General features: G+C 71.0%; 11 protein-coding genes. 8 read left to right on the top strand and 3 right to left on the bottom strand.

Going from position 1 to position 21,984, the window contains the following annotated elements:
- Positions 1-49 precede the first annotated feature (49 nt).
- Positions 50-2,854 carry a PAS domain-containing protein gene (locus tag MFF21_RS10710; RefSeq protein ID WP_238311135.1) on the top strand — a complete coding sequence of 935 codons (2,805 nt, stop codon included), beginning with the start codon at positions 50-52 and terminating at the stop codon, positions 2,852-2,854.
- Here MFF21_RS10710 and MFF21_RS10705 read toward each other — a convergent pair.
- Positions 2,788-5,952, bottom strand: a complete 3,165-nt coding sequence (locus tag MFF21_RS10705) for an efflux RND transporter permease subunit (protein WP_238311134.1) — start codon at positions 5,950-5,952, stop codon at positions 2,788-2,790. The genes MFF21_RS10710 and MFF21_RS10705 overlap by 67 nt on opposite strands.
- Positions 5,953-6,121: 169 nt before the next feature.
- On the opposite strand from MFF21_RS10705, the gene MFF21_RS10700 reads away from it, so the two are divergent.
- Positions 6,122-7,324: an efflux RND transporter periplasmic adaptor subunit gene (locus MFF21_RS10700; RefSeq protein ID WP_238311133.1), complete on the top strand. Its 1,203-nt coding sequence runs from the start codon at positions 6,122-6,124 to the stop codon at positions 7,322-7,324.
- 34 nt (positions 7,325-7,358) lie between these two features.
- Here MFF21_RS10700 and MFF21_RS10695 read toward each other — a convergent pair whose 3' ends face one another.
- Entirely contained in the window at positions 7,359-9,407 is a 2,049-nt protein-coding gene (locus MFF21_RS10695) for a methyl-accepting chemotaxis protein (protein WP_238311132.1), read from the bottom strand.
- Between the two features lie 478 nt (positions 9,408-9,885).
- Here MFF21_RS10695 and uvrA point away from each other — a divergent pair, with 478 nt between their 5' ends.
- The 6 genes from uvrA to MFF21_RS10665 all read left to right on the top strand — a co-directional run bounded on the left by uvrA (position 9,886) and on the right by MFF21_RS10665 (position 19,533).
- The gene (uvrA, locus tag MFF21_RS10690) at positions 9,886-12,882 is read left to right on the top strand and encodes an excinuclease ABC subunit UvrA (RefSeq protein WP_238311131.1); all 2,997 of its coding nucleotides are present in this window, start codon (positions 9,886-9,888) and stop codon (positions 12,880-12,882) included.
- Between the two features lie 522 nt (positions 12,883-13,404).
- Positions 13,405-14,346, top strand: a complete 942-nt coding sequence (locus MFF21_RS10685) for a transporter family protein (RefSeq protein ID WP_238311130.1) — start codon at positions 13,405-13,407, stop codon at positions 14,344-14,346.
- Positions 14,347-14,545: 199 nt separating this feature from the next.
- Positions 14,546-16,453 (top strand): PhoX family protein, encoded by a 1,908-nt coding sequence (locus MFF21_RS10680; RefSeq protein WP_238311129.1) that lies wholly within the window; start codon positions 14,546-14,548, stop codon positions 16,451-16,453.
- 64 nt (positions 16,454-16,517) lie between these two features.
- Positions 16,518-18,692, top strand: a complete 2,175-nt coding sequence (gene glyS / locus MFF21_RS10675; RefSeq protein ID WP_238311128.1) for a glycine--tRNA ligase subunit beta — start codon at positions 16,518-16,520, stop codon at positions 18,690-18,692.
- Positions 18,693-18,719: 27 nt separating this feature from the next.
- Positions 18,720-19,199 (top strand): YaiI/YqxD family protein, encoded by a 480-nt coding sequence (locus MFF21_RS10670; RefSeq protein WP_238311127.1) that lies wholly within the window; start codon positions 18,720-18,722, stop codon positions 19,197-19,199.
- A 97-nt stretch (positions 19,200-19,296) separates the two neighbouring features.
- On the top strand, positions 19,297-19,533 hold the full coding sequence (locus MFF21_RS10665) for a hypothetical protein (RefSeq protein ID WP_238311126.1): 237 nt from the start codon (positions 19,297-19,299) through the stop codon (positions 19,531-19,533).
- Positions 19,534-19,618: 85 nt separating this feature from the next.
- Here the strand turns inward: MFF21_RS10665 and MFF21_RS10660 are convergent, their stop codons facing one another.
- Positions 19,619-21,766 (bottom strand): sodium-translocating pyrophosphatase, encoded by a 2,148-nt coding sequence (locus MFF21_RS10660; protein WP_238311125.1) that lies wholly within the window; start codon positions 21,764-21,766, stop codon positions 19,619-19,621.
- Positions 21,767-21,984: the final 218 nt, after the last annotated feature.

The following is a 21,984-nucleotide window of genomic DNA, read 5'->3' as shown; positions in this document are numbered from 1 at the left end:
TCCGGCGGCGGCCCGACATCGCCCCGACGCCGCGCGAGCCGACCGACCGATGAGTGCCCGGTCTCCCGAGTTGCCAGAGGCCGTCGCGGATGCCGGGAGGCTCGCCGCCCTCGACGGATACGACATCCTCGACACGCCGCCGGAACCCGATTTCGACGATATCGTGCTGATCGCGAGCCGGCTCTGCGTGGCGCCGACCGCCCTGATCAGCTTCGTCGCCGAGGACCGCCAGTGGTTCAAGGCGCGGGTCGGCTTCGAGCCCTGCGAGACGTCCCTGGCGCAGTCGGTCTGCGCCCATGCCCTCGAGCAGTCCGGCATCCTGGTCATCCCCGACCTCGCCGCGGACCCCCGCACCCGCGCCAACACGCTGGTGACCGGGCCGCCCCATCTGCGCTTCTACGCCGGCGCCCCCCTGGTGACGCCGGAGGGCTACGGCCTCGGCTCGCTCTGCATCCTCGACACGCATCCCCGCCCCGGCGGGCTGTCCCCGGCCCAGATGACCGGGCTCGAGGCGCTGGCCCGCCAGGTGATGCTCCAGCTCGCCCTGCGCCGCAGCGTCGAGGCCCGCGACGCCGACCTCGCCCGCCGGTCCCGGGAGGAGCGGGAGCTGCGGGCCAGTGCCGCCGCCCTCGCCGAGAGCGCCCTGCGCCTGCGGCTCGCCGTGGAGGCGACCGGCGTCGGCATCTTCGACTACGACCTCGTCACCGGCACCCTGATCTGGGACGCCCGCACCCGGGAGATGTTCGGCCTCGGGCCGGAGGATCCGGTCAGCTACGAGGGCGCCTTCCTCTCCGGCCTCCACCCGGAGGACCGGGCGCGGACCGACGCGGCGGTGCGGGCGGCCCTCGATCCCGCCGGCTCGGGCGTGTTCGACTGCGAGTACCGCACCGTCGCCGCCGACGGGAACGTCCTGCGCTGGATCGCGGCCCGCGGCCGGCTGACCAGCGTCGAGGGCCGCCCGACCCGCTTCGTCGGCACGGTGCGCGACATCTCCGCCGAGCGCCGCGCCCAGGCCGAGATCCTGGCGACCGAGGAGCGCTACCGCCTCGTCACCCACGCCACCAACGACGCGATCTGGGACTGGGACCTCGTCGCCGACCACGTCCTGTGGAACGAGGCCCTGCTCACCGCCTATGGCTGGGATCCCGCCCGGATCGCGCCGACCGGCGGCTGGTGGCTCGACCACGTCCATCCCGAGGACCGGGCCGGCGTCGAGGCGGATATCCGCGCCGTCATCGCCGGCCGGGCGATGGACTGGCGGCACGAATACCGCTTCCTGCGGGCCGACGGCAGCTATGCCGACGTGTTCGACCGGGGCTCGATGGTGCGCGATCCCGCCGGCCGGCCGGTCCGCATGATCGGGGCGATGCTCGACCTCACCGAGCGCAAGCGGGCCGAGGCCCAGTTCCGGGCGGTGTTCGAGGGCGCCAATGTCGGCATCGTCCAGCTCGAGCCGCGCAGCCTGAAGGCCCTGCGCGTCAACGCCAAGCTCTGCGCGATCTGGGCGGCGGAGCCCGCCGACATCGTCGGCCAGTCGGTGGCGCAATGGACGCCGGAGGAGGATGCGGAGGAACGCGACCGGCTCCATCGCCGGCTGGCCGCCGGCGAGATCATGCAGGAGACCCTGGAGAAGCGCTACCGGCGCAAGGACGGACGGCTGATCTGGGCCCGGGTCAACCTCGTCTCGCAATGGCGCGGCGACGAGATCCAGGTCACGGCGATGATCGAGGACATCACCGAGGAGCGCCGGGCGGCGGAGTGCCAGCGCGCCCTGATCGCCCTCGGGGACCGCCTGCGGGACGCGGGCAGCACCGCCGAGATCGCCGAGGCGACGGCGGCCCTCCTCGGCCGCAGCCTCGATCTCGACCGGGCCGGCTACGCCTTCCCCGACGGCGCCGAGGCGACGCTCACCGTCGAGCGGGACTGGAGCGCGGGTGCCCTGCCGAGCCTAGCCGGCACCCATGCCGCCGCCGCGCTCCCCCTGCGGCTCCCCGAGCTCGCCCGGGGGGCGGTCTGCGTGCTGCGGGATGCCGCGGCGGAGCTTCCCCCGGCGCGCGCCGCCGCCTATGCGCGGGCGGGAATCGGCGCGGCGGTCGAGGTGCCCCTGGTCCGGCGCGGCGCCCTGGTCGGCGTGCTCTTCGCCCAGTCCGCCGCCGCCCGCGACTGGTCGAGCGGCGAGGTCGATTTCGCCCGCGAGATCGCCGAGCGCGCCTGGGGGGCCGTCGCCCGCATCCAGGCCGAGGAGCAGCAGCGCCTGCTCAACCGCGAGCTCTCCCACCGGCTCAAGAACACCCTGGCCATGGCGCAGGCCATCGCGGCGCAGAGCCTGCGCAACGTCACCGAGGTCGAGACGGCCAAGAAGACCCTGGTGGCGCGCCTGATCGCCCTCGGCAAGGCGCACGACATCCTGCTCGACGGCTCGAGCGAGGCCGCCGACATGGAGGCCCTGATCGCCGGGGCCCTCGCCAGCCACGACGACGGCCAGGCCGGCCGCTTCCGCCTCGCCGGGCCGCCGATCCAGGTGGGGGCGGCCGCCGCCCTCCCCCTCACCCTGATGCTGCACGAGCTCGCCACCAACGCGGCCAAGTACGGCGCCCTCTCCGTGCCCGAGGGCCGCGTCGGCATCACCTGGGAGATCGTCGCCGACGGCGCGGCCGAGCCCCGGCTGAACATGCGCTGGCAGGAGAGCGGCGGCCCGCCGGTGACGCCGCCGGCCCGCACCGGCTTCGGCTCGCGGCTGATCGAGCGCGGCCTGTCCGGGGCGGTGGGCGGCGAGGTCGCGGTCGATTACGACGCGGCCGGGGTGGTCTGCCGGCTGTCCGGCCCGCTCTCGGGCTTCCTCGCGCGGGATTGATCCCCCTCCCCGCCCCGCAGGCGCTCCGCGGCGACGTAGAAGACCGGGGTGACGAACAGGGTCAGGATCGTGGCCACCAGCAGGCCGCCGATCACCACCGTGCCCATGGAGAGCCGGGCATTCGCCCCCGCCCCGCTGGCGATGGCCAGGGGTACCGAGCCCAGGATGAAGGCGAAGGAGGTCATCAGGATCGGGCGCATGCGCATCCGCGTCGCGTGCCTGGCCGCTTCCAGCGCGTCCTCGCCCTGCTGCCGCAATTCCTCGGCGAAGGAGACGAGCAGGATCGCGTTCTTGGCCGCCAGGCCGACGAGGAGCAGCAGCCCGATCTGCCCGAACACGTCGAGGGGCATGTCGCGCAAGGCCAGGAAGCCGACCGCCCCGAAGATCGCCAGCGGGGTCGCGAGCAGGATCACGAGGGGCAGCCGCAGGGATTCGTACTGGCCGGCCAGGAAGCAGAAGATCATGAACACGCCGAGCCCGAAGATGATCGGCGCGAAGTTGCCGGCGATCTTCTCCTGGTAGGCGACCTCGGTCCACTCGATCGAGAAGCTGCTCGGCAATTCCCCCGCCAGCTGCTCGACCGCCTCGATGATCGTGCCGGAGCTGGAGCTCGGGTCGATCGTCACCGCCACCTCGATCGCCGGGTAGGTGTTGTAGGACAGGACCGCCGTCGGCCCGGTGGTGAAATGCGGCTGGACCAGGGAGCCGAGCCGCACGGGCTGGCCCTCCACGTTGAGCACGGTCAGCGCCTCCAGGTCCTGGAACTGGCGCCGCCCCGAGGCCTCGCTCTGCACATAGACCTGGTAGACGAAGCCGAAGCGGTTGAAGAGGTTGACGAAGCTCGAGCCCACATAGGTGCCCAGGGCTTCGAACAGCCGGGAGAGGGGCACGCCGAGCTGCTCGGCCTTGGCCCGGTCGATGTCGAGGCGGATCTGCGGCACCCCCCAATCCGTGGTCGGCGTGGCGCCGCTCACCCCGGGCAGCGCCTTGATCTTCGCGACGAAGTCGTTGGCGGTCCTGGCAAGCCCGAGCCCGCCATTGCCGGAGCGGTCCTGGATCTCCAGGGTCAGGCCGCCGCGGGTGCCGAGCCCCGGCAGAGGCGAGGGATTGGCGATGCGCACCTGCCCGTCCGGGTCGTTCTTGAAGCGCGTCTCCATCTCCGCGATCAGGTCGTTGACCATGGTCGTGCGCGCGTCCCAGGGTTTCATGACCGGGATGTTGAAGCCGTAGAACGGGGCGACGGTGTCGGCGAGGAAGCTGCGCCCGCTCACGCCGATGGTGTGGTCGACGTCGTCGCGGGCGCGCAACGCCGCGCCGAAGCGGGCATTCATCGCCTCCGTGCGCTGCACCGAGGCGCCGAGGGGCATCGCCACCTCCGCGTAGAGATAGCCCTGGTCCTCCTCCGGCACGAAGCCGGTCGGCCGTTGCTGGAGCAGCAGCACGGTCGCCCCCGCGAACAGGGCGAAGACGAGGAGGGTGAGCACCACGTGCCGGGCGAGCAGCCCGATCGCGGCCACGACGAAGCGGGCCGCCCCGTCGAGCGCCGTGTTGAACCCGTCGAGCGGTCGCAGCCACCAGGGATGCCGCGTCCGTTCGTGCGGGCGCAGCAGCAGGCCGCAGAGCGCCGGCGTCAGGGTCAGGGAGACGACGGCCGAGATCAGCACCGAGATCGCGATGGTGAGCGCGAACTGGTTGTAGAGCTGGCCGGTCAGGCCCGGGATGAAGGCGACCGGCACGAACAGGGCGGCGAGCACCAGGGTCGTGGCGATGACCGGGCCGCCGACCTCGTTGACCGCCTCCCGCGCCGCGGGCTTGGGCTCCAGGCCCTCCGCCATCAGGCGCTCGGTGTTCTCCACCACGATGATGGCGTCGTCGACCACGAGGCCGACCGCCAGGACGAGGCCGAGCAGGCTCAGGGTGTTGAAGGAGAAGCCGAGCAGCGCCATCGGCCCGAAGGTGCCGATCAGCGCCACGGGCACGGCGATGGTCGGGATCAGCGTCGCCCGCCAGTTCTGCAGGAAGACGAAGGTGACCACGATCACGATGGCGATCGCCTCGATCAGCGTGCGCACCACCTCGAAGATCGCCTCCTTGACGAACTCCGTGGAATCGAGGGCGATCTTGTAGTGCAGGCCCGGGGGGAAGCGCCGGGCGAGCTCCGCCATGGTGGCGCGCGTCCCGTTCATCACCTCGACGGCGTTGGCGTCCGGGTTCTGGAAGATGCCGAGCGTGGCCGAGGGCTTGCCGTCGAAATTCGAGGTGACGCCGTATTGCTCGGAGCCGAGCTCGACCCGGCCCACATCCGAGACCCGCACCACCGAGCCGTCGGGATTGGCCCGCAGGACGATGTTGGCGAATTCCTCCGGCTTCACCAGCCGGCCCTTGGTGACGAGCTGCACTTCGAAGGGCGTCGCCCGGTCCATCGGCAGCTTGCCCAGCGAGCCGGTGGTGATCTGCGCGTTCTGCGCCTGGACCGCCTGGAGCACGGTCTCGGTCGCCAGGCCCAGCGCCTCCATCCGGGCCGGGTCGAGCCAGATGCGCATGGCGTAGCGCATGTTCGAGAAGTTCTGGATGCGGCCCATGCCGGTGACCCGCCGCAGGGGCTTGATCACCTGCGTCTCGGCGTAGTTCGCCAGGAACAATTCGTCGAAGCCGGTGCCCTCGTCGGCATAGAGCACGACGTTGCCGAGGCGCTGGCGGGAGGATTTCTGGATCTCCAGGCCCTGGTCGCGCACCGCCTGAGGCAGCTTGGCCTCGGCCCGGCTCGACCGGGTCAGCACCTCCGCGGCGGCGGCGTCGAGGTTGGAGCCCACCTCGAAGGTCGCATCCACCGAGACGCTGCCGTCGGTCGAGGAGGTCGACTGGATGTAGATCAGGTTGGGCGCGCCGTTGATCTCCTGCTCCAGGGGGATCGCGATCGATTCGTAGGCCTGCTGGGCGGAGGCGCCGGGATAGGTCGCCTGGATGTTGACGATCGGCGGGGCGATGTCGGGATATTGCGCCACCGGCAGGGTGAGCCCGGCGACGAGGCCGATCGTGGTGATGATCACCGAGATCACGCCCGCGAGGATCGGCCGGTCGACGAAGGTGGCGAACATGCGCGGGCGCCGGCTCCCCTGCGGGTGTCGAGCCTGTCCCGGGACGCGGCGCGGACTGCGCGGATCGGCCAAGCCTCGCGTGCAACGTCTCCCTTTCCCGCGTGTTCCCTGTCCGGCGCCGGGCGGCCCGCGGGGGCGGGGCGCCGCGCAGCAGGTCGGGGAGCAGCGGGTGCGCTCAGGGCTCGGTTTCGTCATCGCCGGCTTCGCCGTCGGCGCCCTCGGCCTCGCCGGCGGGGCCTGGTGGGGGGCGGGCCACCCGATTCCCGGTTTCCTCGCCCATCACCTCAAGGTCGAGACCCGTGCCCGGCCCAAGGCGAAGGAGGAGCCGGTGCTGGCCGTGAAGGTGGTCCGCGCGTCGCGGCAGGCGGTGCCGGTGGCCTTCGAATATACTGGCACCATCCTCTCGCCGCGGGATGCCGAACTCCAGGCGCGGGTGACCGGCATCGTGGTCGAGCGGCCCTTCGAGCCCGGCGGCCACGTGAAGACGGGCGACGTCCTGTTCCGGATCGATCCGCGGCCCTTCGAGGTGGCGCTGAAATCGGCCCAGGCCCTGCGCGACCAGGCCAAGGCCACCCTCGATTTCGCCGAGGCCGAGGTGAACCGCACCGAGCAGCTCGCCGACAAGGGCTTCGCCACCGAGCAGCGCGCCCAGCAGAACGAATCGAACCGCGCCGCCGCCGCCGCCAGGCTGCAGGAGGCCGAGGCCGCCATCGCCCGGGAGAGGCTGAACCTCGACTATGCCGTGGTGCGCGCGCCCTTCGACGGCCGCTCCAGCCTGTCGCTCGTCAATATCGGCGACATGGTGATCGAGAACCAGACCCGCCTCGCCTCGGTGGTGCAGGTCGATCCGATCGACGTCCAGATGGCGCTCTCGGCCGAGGATGCCGAGGCGGTGCGGGTCGCGCTCGCCGAGGACCGCGCCAGGGTCCAGCTCCTCGACCTGCGTCACCGCCCCGTGCGGGAGGCGCGGATCTACAAGCTCGACAACCGCTTCAATCCCCGCACCGGGCGACGACTGATCCAGGCCCTCGTCGAGAACGGCGACGAGCGCTACCTGCCCGGCCGCTTCGTGCGCGCCCGCGTCGAGGTCGGGCAGCAGGAGCGCCTCCTGGTCCCGACCGTCGCCCTCTCGGCCCAGCTCGACCAGCAGGTGGTCTGGACCGTGGACGAGGCGGGCCGGGTCCACATGACGCCGATCGAGGTGGGCGACAGCTACGGCGAGAGCACGGCGGTGCTCCAGGGCCTGGAGCCCGGGGCGATGGTCGTGGTCGACCATCTCCAGAGCATGCGCCAGAACCTGATGGTGACGAAGGCCGAGGCCGCGGTCACCTCCATCCAGGGCGAACCCGCCGCCGGCGAGGCGCGGCACTGAGGGGGCGCGGGGCCCCTCGCCTCAGGCCGTCCGCTCAGGCTGCCCGGACTTGCGCGAGGAAGCCGTCGACCTCTTCCCGCAGGGCCGCCGCCTGGCGGGACAGGTCGCCCGCCGCGGACAGGACCTGGGCGGAGCCGGCGCTCGCCGCCCCGGCGGCCGCGCTCACCCCGGCGATGCTCTCGGAGACCGTGCGGGTGCCTTCCGAGGTCTCGGCGGTGGTCCGCGCGATCTCGGCGGTCGCCGCGCCCTGCTGCTCCACCGCCGCGGCGATGTCGGTCGAGATCCGCGACAGCCGGCGGATCACCTCGCCGATGCCGGCGATGGCGGCGACCGAGCTGCCCGTCGTCGTCGTGATCTCGGCGACCTTGGCGCCGATCTCCTCCGTCGCCCGGGCGGTCTGGCTGGCCAGCGCCTTCACCTCGGCGGCGACCACGGCGAAGCCGCGTCCCGCGGGGCCGGCGCGGGCGGCCTCGATGGTGGCGTTCAGCGCCAGCAGGTTGGTCTGGTCGGCGATCTGGGAGATCAGCCCGACGATCTCGCCGATGCTGCCCGCGGCCTCGGCGAGGCGGTGCACCTCCCCGGCCATGGCGCCGGCCTCCCGCTCCGCCACGCCGGCGACCTCCGCCGAGGCGGCGACCTGGGACGAGATCTCGTGGATCGAGGTGGAGAGCTCCTCGGTGGCCGCGGCCACCGTGTCCGAGGAGGCGGCGGCCCGGGCGGAGGCCTCGGCGACGGCGCTGCTGAGGCTCGACGTGTCCCCGGCCGCCACGCTCATGGCTTCGGCGGCGGCTTCGAGTTGCCGCGCGGCGGCCGAGACCGCTTGGACGATCCCGCCGATGCGGGCCTCGAAGCCCTCCGCGACACCCATCATCGCCGCCCGCCGATCCGCCGCATGCGCCGCCTCGGCCGCCTCCTGGGCGGCGCGGGCCTGGGCGCGCTCGGCGACGCTCTCGCGGAAGGCCTCCGCGGCGGCGGCGATGGCCCGCAGCTCGGTGGGGCCGCCGGCGGGAATCGCCACCTGCGTCTCGCCCCGGCCGATCGCGGTGAGGATCCCGGCCATGCGGCCCATCGGCCGGGCGATGGCGGTGCCGAGGCCGAAGGCGAGGAGCCCGGAGAGCAGCAGCGTGCCGAGGCCGGCCAGCGCCCAGAGCCGGACATCGGCATCGGCCTCCCCGTGCACCGCGGCGGCGCGGGCGGCGAGCTCGGCGGTGAGCCGGTCCTCGATTCCCTTCAGGGCATCGATGCGCTGCGTGGCGCGGGCGAACCAGGTCTTGGCGTCCGTGAAGGCCAGCGGCTGGCCGGGCATCGTGGCGAGGGCGATGCCGCGCAGCCGCGCCACCTCGCGCGCGCCCTCCCCCGCCTCGGCGGCATCGAGCCAGCCGGCCTGCTCCGGCGTCGCGCCGGCACGGAACAGGCCCGCATAGGTGTCCTGGTTGGCCCTGAGGGTGGCGAGCCGGTGCGCGCCGGCGAGGTCGAGGCTGCCCGAGGCGAAGACCGCCGAGGCCGCCGCCCGCTCCTGGCCGGCGAATTCCTTGAGCGACAGGAAGGCGGACAGGGCGGCGGTCCGCGCGCCGATCCCGGGATCGGAGGCGTTCTGGGAGATCTCGCGGACCAGGGCGAGGGCCTGGTCGATCACCCCGGTGTAGGCGGCGAGGTTCTGGGCCGGGCTCGGGTTCAGGCCGTCGACGGCCTTGCGGTGCGCCGCGATGGTGGACAGGCCCGTGCGCAGGGCCTCGACCTTGCCGCGGAAGCCGGCGCCGAGCCCGGCCTCGCCGGTCGCCGCGAGGGCGCCGGCGACGCCCTCCCGCGATTCGTCGGTCAGCCTGCGCTGGGCGGCGAGTTCGGCGGCGAACTGGGTGCCCTTCGAGCCGAGATAGAGGCTCGAGGCGCCGCGCTCCTTCTGCGCCTCGTGCACGAAGGCGCTGATCCGGCCGGCCAGGGCGACCAGGGCTTCGAGCCGCCCCATTTCCGCGCTCTGCGCCCGATGCTCGGACACGGACAGGGCGGCCACAGCGGCGAAGGCCAGACAGGGAACGAGGGCGACCGCGACGATGCGGGCGCGAAGCGACGACAGGAAGCGCATGGAGACTCAGTCCGAAGAGGATGCGCGGGATCCTGGCCAGCCGGCGTAAAACAAAACTTTCGAAGTTCGGCCTCTGCTTAAATTTCATGCAAAGGCGCCAGCATTTATGCACTTAACGGTTGTAAATTTGGTCGCTCGCATTTGTCTCGAAAAATGCGGCGCGGGCCCTCGGAGGGGGCCGCCCGACCCCTCCGGGACCATTCCGCCTGCGATGCGGTGCGCGGCCGCGTCTCCGGGCGCGCCGCCGCTTCCGGACCCCTCCATCGCCCCGAATGCCGAGGGCCGGAGCGACCCGTCGCTGCGCCCGCGGCAGGAAGTTGCCGTCGTTTCCGTTTCGTTCTAGTGGTACCCCGACGCTCGAGGGCCATCTTCCGCGTCGACGATTCCCACGGCACGACCGTTGCCCGCCCTGACGGACCGGGCGTCAGGCGCTGCATGGCGCCGCCCCGGGCCTGCCTGCAACAGACCGATCCGCCCCATGGCCAAAGCCAAAGCCGACGCAAGCAGCCGAGCCGAGAGCGAGAAGGACGCCAAGCTCGCCGCGCTCTTCGACGGGGCCGCGCAGGCGCGCGACGCCCGCGTCATCGCGGTGCGCGGCGCCCGCGAGCACAACCTGAAGAACGTCGACCTGACGATCCCCCGGGATCGGCTGGTGGTGTTCACGGGGCTCTCGGGCTCGGGCAAGTCGTCGCTCGCCTTCGACACGATCTATGCCGAGGGCCAGCGCCGCTACGTCGAATCGCTCTCGGCCTATGCCCGGCAATTCCTCGAGATGATGTCGAAGCCCGATGTCGACCAGATCGACGGGCTCTCGCCGGCCATCTCCATCGAGCAGAAGACCACCTCGAAGAACCCGCGCTCCACCGTCGGCACGGTCACGGAGATCTACGACTACATGCGCCTGCTCTGGGCGCGGGTCGGCATCCCCTATTCCCCGGCCACCGGCCTGCCGATCGAGAGCCAGACCGTCAGCCAGATGGTCGACCGGGTGCTGGCCCTGCCGGAGAAGACCCGGCTCTACCTGCTCGCGCCCGTGGTCCGAGGCCGGAAAGGCGAGTATCGAAAAGAAATCGCCGAGTTCCAGAAGAAGGGCTTCCAGCGTCTCCGCGTCGATGGCGAATACTATCCGATCGACGACGTGCCGAAGCTCGACAAGAAGCTCAAGCACGACATCGACGTGGTGGTGGACCGCATCGTCGTGCGGGCCGACATCGCGAGCCGCCTCGCCGATTCCTTCGAGACCGCCCTCGATCTCGCCGACGGCATCGCCGATATCGAGTTCGCGGATACGCCGGAGGGCGAGGCGCCGAAGAAGATCACCTTCTCGTCGCGCTTCGCCTGTCCCGTCTCGGGCTTCACCATCCCCGAGATCGAGCCGCGGCTGTTCTCCTTCAACAATCCCTTCGGCGCCTGCCCGACCTGCGGCGGCATCGGCCACGAGATGCGCATCGACGAGACGCTGGTGATCGCCGACCCGGCGCTCACCCTGAAGCGCGGCGCGATCGCACCCTGGGCCAAGTCGACCTCGCCCTATTACGACCAGACGCTGGAGGCGCTGGCCAAGCATTTCGGCTTCAAGACCACGACCGCCTGGTCGGCCCTGCCCGCGGCGGCCCGGGCGGTGATCCTCTACGGCACCGGCAAGGAATCGGTGCGGTTCGACTACAATGACGGCCTGCGCGCCTACGCGGTCAACAAGCCCTTCGAGGGCGTGATCCCGAATCTGGAGCGGCGCTACAAGGAGACCGAGAGCGACGCGAGCCGCGAGGAGATCGGCCGCTTCATGAGCGCCACGCCCTGCGCCGCCTGCGGCGGCAAACGGCTCAAGCCCGAGGCGCTCGCGGTCAAGATCGACAGGCAGGACATCGGCGACGTCACGGCGCTCTCCGTGCGCGAGGCCCATCGCTGGTTCAGCGAGATCGCCTCGAAGCTCACCGACAAGCAGAACGAGATCGCCGTCCGGATCCTCAAGGAGATCCGCGACCGCCTGACCTTCCTCGTCGATGTCGGCCTCGAATACCTGACGCTCGCCCGCGGCTCGGGCTCGCTCTCGGGCGGCGAGAGCCAGCGCATCCGCCTCGCCTCGCAGATCGGCTCGGGGCTGACGGGCGTGCTCTACGTGCTCGACGAGCCGTCCATCGGCCTGCACCAGCGCGACAACGAGCGCCTGCTCGGCACGCTCAAGCGCCTGCGCGACCTCGGCAATTCGGTGATCGTGGTCGAGCACGACGAGGACGCGATCCTGCAGGCCGACTACGTGGTCGATGTCGGCCCCGGCGCCGGCATCCATGGCGGCGAGATCGTCGCCCAGGGCACGCCCGAGCAGCTCCTCAAGGACCCGGCCTCGCTCACCGCGAAGTACCTCACCGGCGAGCTCTCCGTGCGCACGCCGAAGGCGCGGCGCAAGCCCGGCAAGGGGGCGCTGAAGCTCGTCGGTGCCCGGGGCAACAACCTGAAGGACGTCGAGATCGAGATCCCGCTCGGCACCTTCACCTGCGTCAGCGGCGTCTCGGGCGGCGGCAAGTCCACCCTGGTGATCGACACGCTCTACAAGGCGACGGCGAAGAAGCTGAACGGCGCCCTGGAGCATCCGGCGCCCTTCGAGCGGCTGGAGGGGCTCGAGCATCTCGACAAGGTCATCGACATCGACCAGTCGCCGATCGGCCGCACGCCGCGCTCGAATCCTGCAACCTATACGGGTGCCTTCACGCCGATCCGCGACTGGTTCGCCGGCCTGCCCGAGGCCAAGGCCCGCGGCTACCAGGCGGGGCGCTTCTCCTTCAACGTGAAGGGCGGGCGCTGCGAGGCCTGCTCGGGCGACGGCGTCATCAAGATCGAGATGCACTTCCTGCCCGACGTCTACGTCACCTGCGACGTCTGCAAGGGCAAGCGCTACGACCGCGAGACCCTGGAAGTGAAGTACCGAGGCAAGTCGATCGCCGACGTGCTCGACATGACCGTCGAGGAGGCGGCCGAGCTGTTCAAGGCGGTGCCGGCGATCCGCGACAAGATGGAGACGCTGAACCGCGTCGGCCTGCACTACGTCCGCGTCGGCCAGCAGGCCACCACCCTGTCGGGGGGCGAGGCCCAGCGCGTGAAGCTCTCCAAGGAATTGTCGAAGCGCGCGACGGGGCGCACCCTCTACATCCTCGACGAGCCGACCACGGGCCTGCATTTCCACGACGTCGCCAAGCTCATGGAGGTGCTCCACGAGCTGGTCGACCAGGGCAACACGGTGGTGGTGATCGAGCACAACCTCGAAGTGATCAAGACCGCCGACTGGGTGATCGACATGGGCCCCGAAGGGGGGGATGGCGGCGGCACGGTGGTGGCGCAGGGCACGCCGGAGGAGATCGCCCGGTCCAAGGCGAGCCATACCGGCCGGTTCCTGCGCGAGGTGCTGGCCCGGCGCCCGGCCTCGGCCGCGGAATCGGCGCCCCCCGGCCGCACGAAGCGGCGCCAGGCGGCGGAGTGAGGCGAATCGCGGGACCGGATCTTCGCGTTCCGGTTGTCGGGCGCCGGGCGATTCGAACCGGGGAACCCGTGTGATCCGGGCGTGACCCGGGCGCGGCCTGGTCACGGGCGGGGCAGGCTGTTGCCGGGGCTCGCCGCCGGACGGCGCCGGGAGCGCGCCACGACGTCGCCGCAGGCGCCCGCGCGTCTTGCGCCAAACGGCTGAGCTTCATGTGGTATTTTGCCGGAAGTGCGGGCCGTACAAGTGGACCGCCCGGTGACTAAGTATGCTTAACTCTTTGTTAAGCCCCTGTTGCGGCGCCGCAAAAATGCGACTTTTGCGCAACGGTAGGTTCCGAACTGCCGAGATTGCAGGCAACGCCCTGTCATTCCGGAGCGCAGTGTAGAATAGTTCCCGACGTTGAGACTTGAGGTGGGGCCGTAAGGGGGCGCCCGGCGCTGGCAGTACGGACGGGAAAAGTTCGGCTGAAGTCGACGGGGGCTACGGGGCGGTCGCCTGAAATCCTTGGGAAGGAACCAGAAAATGATGAAGAACTGGCTCGCCGCGGGCGCCTTCGCGCTCACGGCCGGTATGACGGCCACGGCCGCGCAGGCCCAGACGACCACGGTCCCCGGCGAGCAGGTCGGTCTCGCCACCGGCGCCCCGCTTCCGGAAGGCGTCTACGCCATCAACACCTTCACCTACCGCAGCCAGGACAACGCGGCGGTCGACACCGCGGTGAACATTCCGATCCTGCTGTGGTCGACCCCCTGGACGCCCTTCGGCGGCCGTATCGAGCTCGCCGTCGCTCCGCCGACCGTGTTCACCTTCAGCCGCGCTGCCGGCGGCCGTGACACCTCGATCAACGTCGGCACCTTCATCGGCGGCATCTGGGCGTTCGACCTCGGCGGCAACATCGGCGTCAGCGTCCTGTTCGGTACCTACCTGAACGAGCTCAACGCCGGTCGCGGCGGCGGCCTCAACATCCTGGCCTCCAACACCTACCGTGCCGGCGGCGCGATCAGCTACACCGGCGACGGCTGGAACCTGACCGCCAACCTGACCTACAACTTCTACGACACTCCCGGCCGCTTCGATGGCCCGAACGGCATCCCCGCCTTCTTCGGCCCGGTCGGCATCTCGGACGCGCTCAACCTCGACCTGACCGCGACCAAGAAGTTCGGCAAGTTCGAGATCGGCGCCATCGGCTACGGCACCGTCAACCTCGACCCGAACGCGATCACCTTCCCGGCCGGTCTGGGCGTCCTCGGCGGCCGCGTCGGTCGCGGTGGCCGCTTCGCCCTCGGTGGCCTCATCGGCTACGACTTCGGGCCGTTCACGGTGCAGGCCTACGTCGCCCGCGACGTCGTGACCTCGGCCGGCGTCTCGGAGAGCACGGACGGCTGGTTCCGCATCATCGCCCCGCTCTACACCCCGGCCCCCGCCGCGGCTCCGGCCCCGGCCCCGCTGGTCCGCAAGTACTGATTTCGCGCATCGGGGCGCCGCGCGGCGCCCCGCTGTCGATCTCGACGAGACCGCCCGGCTCCTGGCCGGGCGGTTTTTTCATGCCCGCCGTGCACCGGCCCTCGGCCGAGCCGGCGCGGGGGGCGTCGTCGGAGCGTCATCGGAGCGACATGCGGCGGCTTTAGCGCCGGGCTTGAACCCGATCGGAGATGAGGCCGCGATGTCCGACCCGAAAGCCGCCCCGAGCCTCGACGCGGTGATCGCCCGCCGCTTCTCCCGGCGCGACCTGATGCGCGGTGCGCTGGCCGCCTCCCTCGCCGCCGGGATCGGCCCCGAGGCGCTGTCCGGCCCCGCCGCCGCGGCCGAAGCCCCGGCCGAGACCCCGGCCTTCGACTTCCCCGAGCTTCCCGCCGGCATCGACGGGCATCTGCATGTGGCCGAGGGCTACGAATCCCAGGTCCTGCTGCGCTGGGGCGACCCGCTCTTTCCCGATGCCCCGGCCTTCGACCCCGCGGCCCAGAGCGCGGAGCGCCAGGAGCGGCAATTCGGCTACAACAACGACTTCGTGGGCTTCATTACCCTCGACGGCAGCGCCGCGCGCGGCCTGCTCGTGGTCAACCACGAATACACCAATGCCGAGCTGATGTTCCCCGGGCTGAACGCCGCCGACCGTAAGGGCGTGATCGCCGGCATCGGCGCGGATCAGGTCGCGATCGAGATGGCGGCCCATGGCGGCTCGGTGGTGGAGATCCGCCGCGAGGACGGTCGGTGGCGCCCGGTTCCAGGCTCCCCCTATACCCGTCGCATCACCGCGCGGACGCCGATCGCCCTCACCGGGCCGGCGGCGGGCCATCCCCGCCTCGTCACCGAGGCCGACCCGACCGGGCGGCGGGTCGAGGGCATGATCAACAACTGCTCCGGCGGCGTCACCCCCTGGGGCACCTGGCTCTCGGGCGAGGAGAACTTCCCCTACTACTTCCTCGGCGCCCTGCCCGAGGGCCATGCGGAGGCGCGCAACGCCAAGAGCATGACCATGGGCACGCCCCAATACGGCTGGGGCCGCTTCCATCCGCGCTTCGACCTCGCGAAGATGCCGAACGAGCCCAACCGATTCGGCTGGGTCGTGGAGATCGATCCCTTCGATCCGGCCTCGACCCCGAAGAAGCGCACGGCGCTCGGCCGCTTCCGGCACGAGGGCGCGGCCGGCATCACCGCGGCGGATGGGCGCTACGTCGTCTATCTCGGCGACGACGAGCGCTTCCAGCACGTCTACCGCTTCGTCAGCGCGGCCAGGGTCGCCCCGGACCGGGCCGGCAATGCCGATCTCCTCGATTCCGGCACCCTCAGCGTCGCCCGGTTCGAGGCCGACGGGACCGGGCGCTGGCTGCCCCTCGTTCATGGCCGGAACGGGCTCGATGCCGGCAACGGCTTCGACTCCCAGGCCGACGTGCTGATCGAGACCCGCCGCGCGGCCAAGCTCCTCGGCGCCACGCCGATGGACCGGCCCGAGGACATGGAGGCCAATCCGAAGACCGGGCGGGTCTACGTGATGCTCACCAACAACGCGAAGCGCACGGCCGAGCAGGTCGATGCCGCCAATCCGCGGCCGCTGAACCTCTTCGGCCACGTCATCGAGATCACGCCGGATGGCGGCGACCAGACCGCGGAGACCTTCCGCTGGGAGGTGATGATCCAGTGCGGCGATCCCGCCAAGCCGGAGGTGAAGGCGACCTTCTCGCCGCGCACCACGGCGGATGGCTGGTTCGGCATGCCCGACAACTGCGCCTTCGACGGCCGGGGCCGCCTCTGGATCGCAACCGACGGCAACAACCGCCGCGCCACGGGCCGGGCCGACGGCATCTGGGCGATCGAGACGGAGGGGCCGCGCCGGGGCACCGCGCGCCACTTCCTGCAGGTGCCGGTGGGCGCCGAGATGTGCGGCCCCTGCTTCACGCCGGACGACGAGACCTTCTTCGTGGCCGTCCAGCATCCCGGCGAGCCCGACGAGGAGGGCGCGCTCGGCAGCTACGAGAAACCCTCCACCCGCTGGCCCGACTTCGCGGACGGCGTGCCGCCCCGGCCCTCGGTGGTGGCGGTGACCCGGACGGGCGGCGGACGGATCGGCTGAACCGTCGCAGGTCGGATCATCTCCCGTCTCGACGCCGCCCGGACGGGCGGCTATTCCCGCGCCTATGCCTGACCTCCTTCTCGAACTCCTCTCCGAAGAGATCCCCGCCCGCATGCAGCGGCGCGCGGCCGAGGATCTGAAGAAGCTCGTCACCGACGCGCTGGTCGAGCGCGGCTTCCTCTACGAGGGCGCCAAGGCCTTCGCGACGCCGCGGCGGCTGGCGCTGCATGTGGCCGGCCTGCCGGCCCGGGGCGAGGCGGTGCGGGAGGAGCGGCGCGGTCCCCGCGTCGGCGCGCCGGAGGCGGCGGTTCAGGGCTTCCTGAAGAGCGCGGGGCTCGACAGCCTCGACCAGGCCACCACGGTCACCGACCCGAAGAAGGGCGAATTCTACCTCGCGGTGATCGAGCGGCCGGGCCGGGAGACGCTGGACGTGCTGGCCGAGATCCTGCCGGGCATCGTCAAGAGCTTCCCCTGGCCGAAATCGATGCGCTGGGGCGCGGCCTCGGCCCAGCCCGGGGCGCTGCGCTGGGTGCGTCCGCTGCAATCGATCGTGGCCACCTTCGGCCCGGAGACGGAGACGCCGGAGGTGGTGCCGTTCTCGGTCGACGGCATCGCGGCGGGCACCACCACCCGCGGCCACCGCTTCCTGGCGCCCGGCCCGATCGAGGTGCGCCGCTTCGACGATTACGTCCAGGCCCTGGAGCGCGCCCACGTGATCCTCGACGCCGACCGGCGCAAGGACATCATCCTGCACGACGCCAAGGATCTCGCCTTCGCCCGCGGCCTCGACCTCGTGGAGGACGAGGGCCTGCTCGAGGAGGTGGCGGGCCTGGTCGAGAAGCCGGTGGTGCTGATGGGCTCCTTCGACCCGCGCTTCCTGGAGATCCCGGCCGAGGCGATCCGGGCGACGATCCGCGCCAACCAGAAATGCTTTGTGCTGCGCAGGAGCGGCTCGGAGGAACTGGCCCCGGCCTTCATCCTCGTCTCGAACCTCGTCGCCTCGGATGGCGGCGCGGCGATCACCGCGGGCAACGAGCGCGTGGTCCGCGCCCGGCTCTCCGATGCGAAGTTCTTCTGGGAGACCGACAAGGCGACCAAGCTGGAGGACCGCCTCCCGAAGCTCGACGCCATCGTCTTCCACGAGAAGCTCGGCACGCAGGGCGAGCGGATCGCGCGCATCGCCAAGCTGGCGCGCCGGATCACCGCTGAGATCGATGTTCACTACGACACCGCTCCTGTCGAGCGTGCGGCACGGCTGGCCAAGGCCGATCTCGTCACCGAGATGGTCGGGGAGTTCCCGGAGTTGCAGGGCCTGATGGGCCGGAAATACGCGACCCTTCAGGGCGAAGATCCACGCGTCGCGGCGGCCATCGAAGAGCATTACAAGCCCCTCGGCCCGAGCGATCGCGTGCCGAAGGACATCGTCTCCGTGGCGGTGGCGCTCGCCGACAAGCTCGATACCCTGGCCGGCTTCTGGTCGATCGACGAGAAGCCCACGGGCAGCAAGGATCCGTTCGGCCTGCGCCGCGCCGCCCTCGGCGTCATCCGGCTGATCCTCGAGAACGAGCTGCGGTTGTCGCTCTTGGACGGCCCGATCTGGGATGCCTTCGATGGGCTGCCGGGCAAGTTCGCCGTCGCCCTCACCCTGTCCGGGGACGAGGCACTCGATGCGGCCGCGTTCGAGGGAGACCTCGTGGATCCGCGGGCCAAGGATCTCCTCGCCTTCTTCGCCGACCGCCTCAAGGTCTATCTGCGCGACCAGGGCGCGCGCCACGACCTGATCGACGCCGTCTTCGCCCTGCCCGGTCAGGACGACCTGCTGCTCGTCGTCCGCCGCGTCGCGGCCCTGGGCGAGTTCCTGGGCAGCGACGACGGCAAGAACCTCCTCGCCGGCTACAAGCGCGCGGCCAACATCCTGCGCATCGAGGAGAAGAAGGACGGCGTCGCCTACGATGCCGCGCCCGACGCGGCGCTCGCCGCCTCCGGGCAGCCGGAGGAGCGGGCGCTGGCCGAGGCCTTGGCGTCGGCGCGCCAGGAAGCCTCCGCGGCGGTCGCCGCCGAGGATTTCGCCGGGGCGATGCGGGCGCTGTCGCGGCTGCGGGCGCCGGTCGACGCCTTCTTCGAGAAGGTCACCGTGAACGCCGAGGATCCGGCCTTGCGCCGCAACCGCCTCCTGCTCCTCAACGCCCTGCGCGCGGCCACCCGCGAGGTGGCCGAGTTCTCGCGGATCGAGGGCTGAGGTGGATGATGCGGGGAATCGCGTAGTGTGACGGATCACGGGCCGCCCATCGCGCTCTACGTCGATGCCGATGCCTGCCCGGTGAAGGACGAGACCTTCCGCGTGGCGGCCCGCTACGGGCTGCACGTCTACGTCGTCGCCAATGCCTTCATGAACCTGCCGCGCGAGCCCTGGATCGAGCGCGTGGTCGTCGGCGACCGGCTGGACGAGGCGGATGACTGGATCGCGGAGCGGGTCGGCCCCGGCGCCATCGTGATCACCGCGGACGTGCCCCTGGCGAGCCGCTGCGTGAAGGCCGGCGCCGTGGCCCTGGCGCCGAACGGCAAGCCCTTCAGCGAATCCTCGGTCGGCATGGCGCTGGCGACCCGCAACCTGATGCAGGAGCTGCGCGAGGCCGGCCTGGTCACCGGCGGCCCGAAGCCGTTCTCGCGCCAGGACCGCTCGGCCTTCCTCGGCGCCCTCGACCGGGCGGTGATGCGCCTGCGGCGCGAGCGCGGCCTGTCCTGAGGGCGTAACCCCCATCACGAGCCGCTACCACACGTTGTGGAACGCTCTCGTTTGTTTCGCCGTTGCTCGCGATGAATCCACCCCTTTGGAGGAATTCATGGGCAAGAATCGTCTCTTCGCTGCCGCGGCCCTCACCCTATTCGGCGCCTCGGGCGCCCTCGCCGAGACCACCGTGATCCACCGCGACGAGGGCGTCGTGGTCGACCGCCCGGCGACCACCTCCTCCACCACCGTCGAGCGCCGCGAGCATTCGGATGGCTGCGCCAGCAAGACGGTCTCGAAGGAGAACGACATGGGCGACCGCAAGACGGTCACCAAGGAGAGCTGCGACTGATCCCGGTCGGTCGCGTCCCCTGACGAAAGAACCCCGCCGCGGGCCACCGCGGCGGGGTTCTCTTCGTCGGGCGCGGCGCGGGCCGTCAGGAATGCGCCAGCACCGCCAGCAGCAGCAGGGCGATGATGTTGGTGATCTTGATTGCCGGGTTCACCGCGGGGCCGGCGGTGTCCTTGTAGGGGTCGCCGACGGTGTCGCCGGTCACCGCCGACTTGTGGGCCTCCGAGCCCTTGCCGCCGTGATGCCCGTCCTCGATGTACTTCTTGGCGTTGTCCCAGGCGCCGCCGCCGGAGGTCATCGAGATCGCGACGTAGAGCCCGGTGATGATCACGCCGAGCAGCATCGCGCCCACCGTGGCGAAGGCCTGGCTCTTGCCGGCGATCGGCTGGATCACGAAGAACAGCACGATCGGCGAGAGCACCGGTAGGAGCGAGGGGATCACCATCTCCTTGATGGCGGCCCGGGTCAGCATGTCGACCGCCCGGCCGTAATCGGGCCGGTCGGTCCCCTGCATGATGCCGGGCTTCTCGCGGAACTGGCGCCGCACCTCCTCCACCACGGCGCTGGCCGCGCGGCCCACCGCCGTCATGGCGATGCCGCCGAAGAGATACGGGATCAGGCCGCCCAGCAGCAGGCCGACCACGACGTAGGGGTTCGAGAGCGAGAAATCGACGCTCACGCCCTGGAAGAAGCGGTACTGCGTCGGGCTCGCATGGGCGATGAAGTAGTTCAGGTCCGAGGTGTAGGCGGCGAACAGCACCAGGGCGCCGAGGCCGGCCGAGCCGATGGCGTAGCCCTTGGTGACGGCCTTGGTGGTGTTGCCGACCGCGTCGAGGGCGTCGGTCGCCTTGCGCACGTCCGAGGGCAGGCCCGCCATCTCGGCGATGCCGCCGGCATTGTCGGTGACCGGGCCGAAGGCGTCGAGGGCGACGATGAAGCCGGCCAGCGCCAGCATCGCCGTGACCGCGATGGCGATGCCGAACAGGCCGCCGAGCGCGTAGGTCGCGATGATGCCCGCCACGATCACGAGGGCCGGCAGCGCCGTGGATTCGAGCGAGATCGCCAGCCCCTGGATCACGTTGGTGCCGTGGCCGGTGACGGAGGCGTCCGCGATCGAGCGCACGGGCCGGAAGTTCGTGCCCGTGTAATACTCGGTGATCACGACGATGAGCGCCGTGATCGCGAGGCCGAGCACCGCGCAGCCGAACAGGGCGCCGGAGGTGAAGGTGACGCCGGTATTGGTCTTGAATTCGGTCCCGAAACCGCCGAGCAGGGTCAGGTTCACGAGCGCGATCGCCACCACCGAGAGCACGCCCGCGGCGATGAGGCCCTTGTAGAGGGCGCCCATGATCGACTGGTTGGCGCCGAGCTTCACGGCGTAGGTGCCGGCGATCGAGGTGACGATGCAGGCCGCGCCGATGGCGAGCGGGTAGAGCATCATCGCTTCGAGCACGTTGCGGCCGCCCATATCGGTCTGGCCGGCGAAGAAGATCGCGGCGAGCACCATGGTAGCCACCGCGGTCACGGCGTAGGTCTCGAACAGGTCGGCGGCCATGCCGGCGCAGTCGCCGACATTGTCGCCCACGTTGTCGGCGATGGTGGCCGGGTTGCGCGGGTCGTCCTCCGGGATGCCGGCCTCGACCTTGCCGACGAGGTCGCCGCCGACATCCGCGCCCTTGGTGAAGATGCCGCCGCCGAGGCGTGCGAAGATCGAGATCAGCGAGGCGCCGAAGCCCAGGGCCACCAGCGCGTCGATCACCTCCCGGCTCGCCGGGGCGAGGCCCGCGCCGCGGGTGAGGTAGAGGTAGTAGAAGGCGACGCCGAGCAGGGCGAGGCCGGCCACCAGCATGCCGGTGACGGCGCCGGACTTGAAGGCGACCTCGAGGCCGCCGCCGAGCGACTGGGTGGCGGCCTGGGCGGTGCGGACATTGGCGCGCACCGAGACGTTCATGCCGATGAAGCCGGCGGCCCCCGAGAGCACCGCGCCGATCAGGAAGCCGATTGCCACCTTGATCCCGAGGAACCAGGCGAGAAGCACGAAGAGGACGAGGCCGACGAGGCCGATCGTGGCGTATTGGCGCCGGAGATAGGCCTGGGCGCCCTCGGCGATGGCCCCGGCGATTTCCTGCATGCGCTGCGTGCCGGCATCTCGCCGCATCACGTCCCGGATCGTGACGATTCCGTAGGCGATGGCGCACAGCCCGCCCAGTATGATCAGCAACAGTGCGGTCATTCCTCGTCCTTGGATTTTGGTTGTGATTGCCGAGCTTGGCCGGACGGCCACGGGACGTGGGTGCTCGGTTTCGGGCGCTCCTCCCTCAAGAAGCCTGCCTAGCTTGCCGAAGTTCAGCGGGAAGCGCAAACGCTGTTGTTGCGTCGCGGACAGCGAAGATTGTTGCGTCGCAAGATCTGCCGGCTATTCGTGCGCCCGCGCTGTGACGAATGCGGCGC

It is taken from the genome of Methylobacterium organophilum, assembly GCF_022179465.1.
Classification (GTDB): domain Bacteria; phylum Pseudomonadota; class Alphaproteobacteria; order Rhizobiales; family Beijerinckiaceae; genus Methylobacterium; species Methylobacterium organophilum.
Note: the sequence above shows the minus strand (reverse complement) of the source record. Positions and strands in the feature narration are given on the sequence as shown.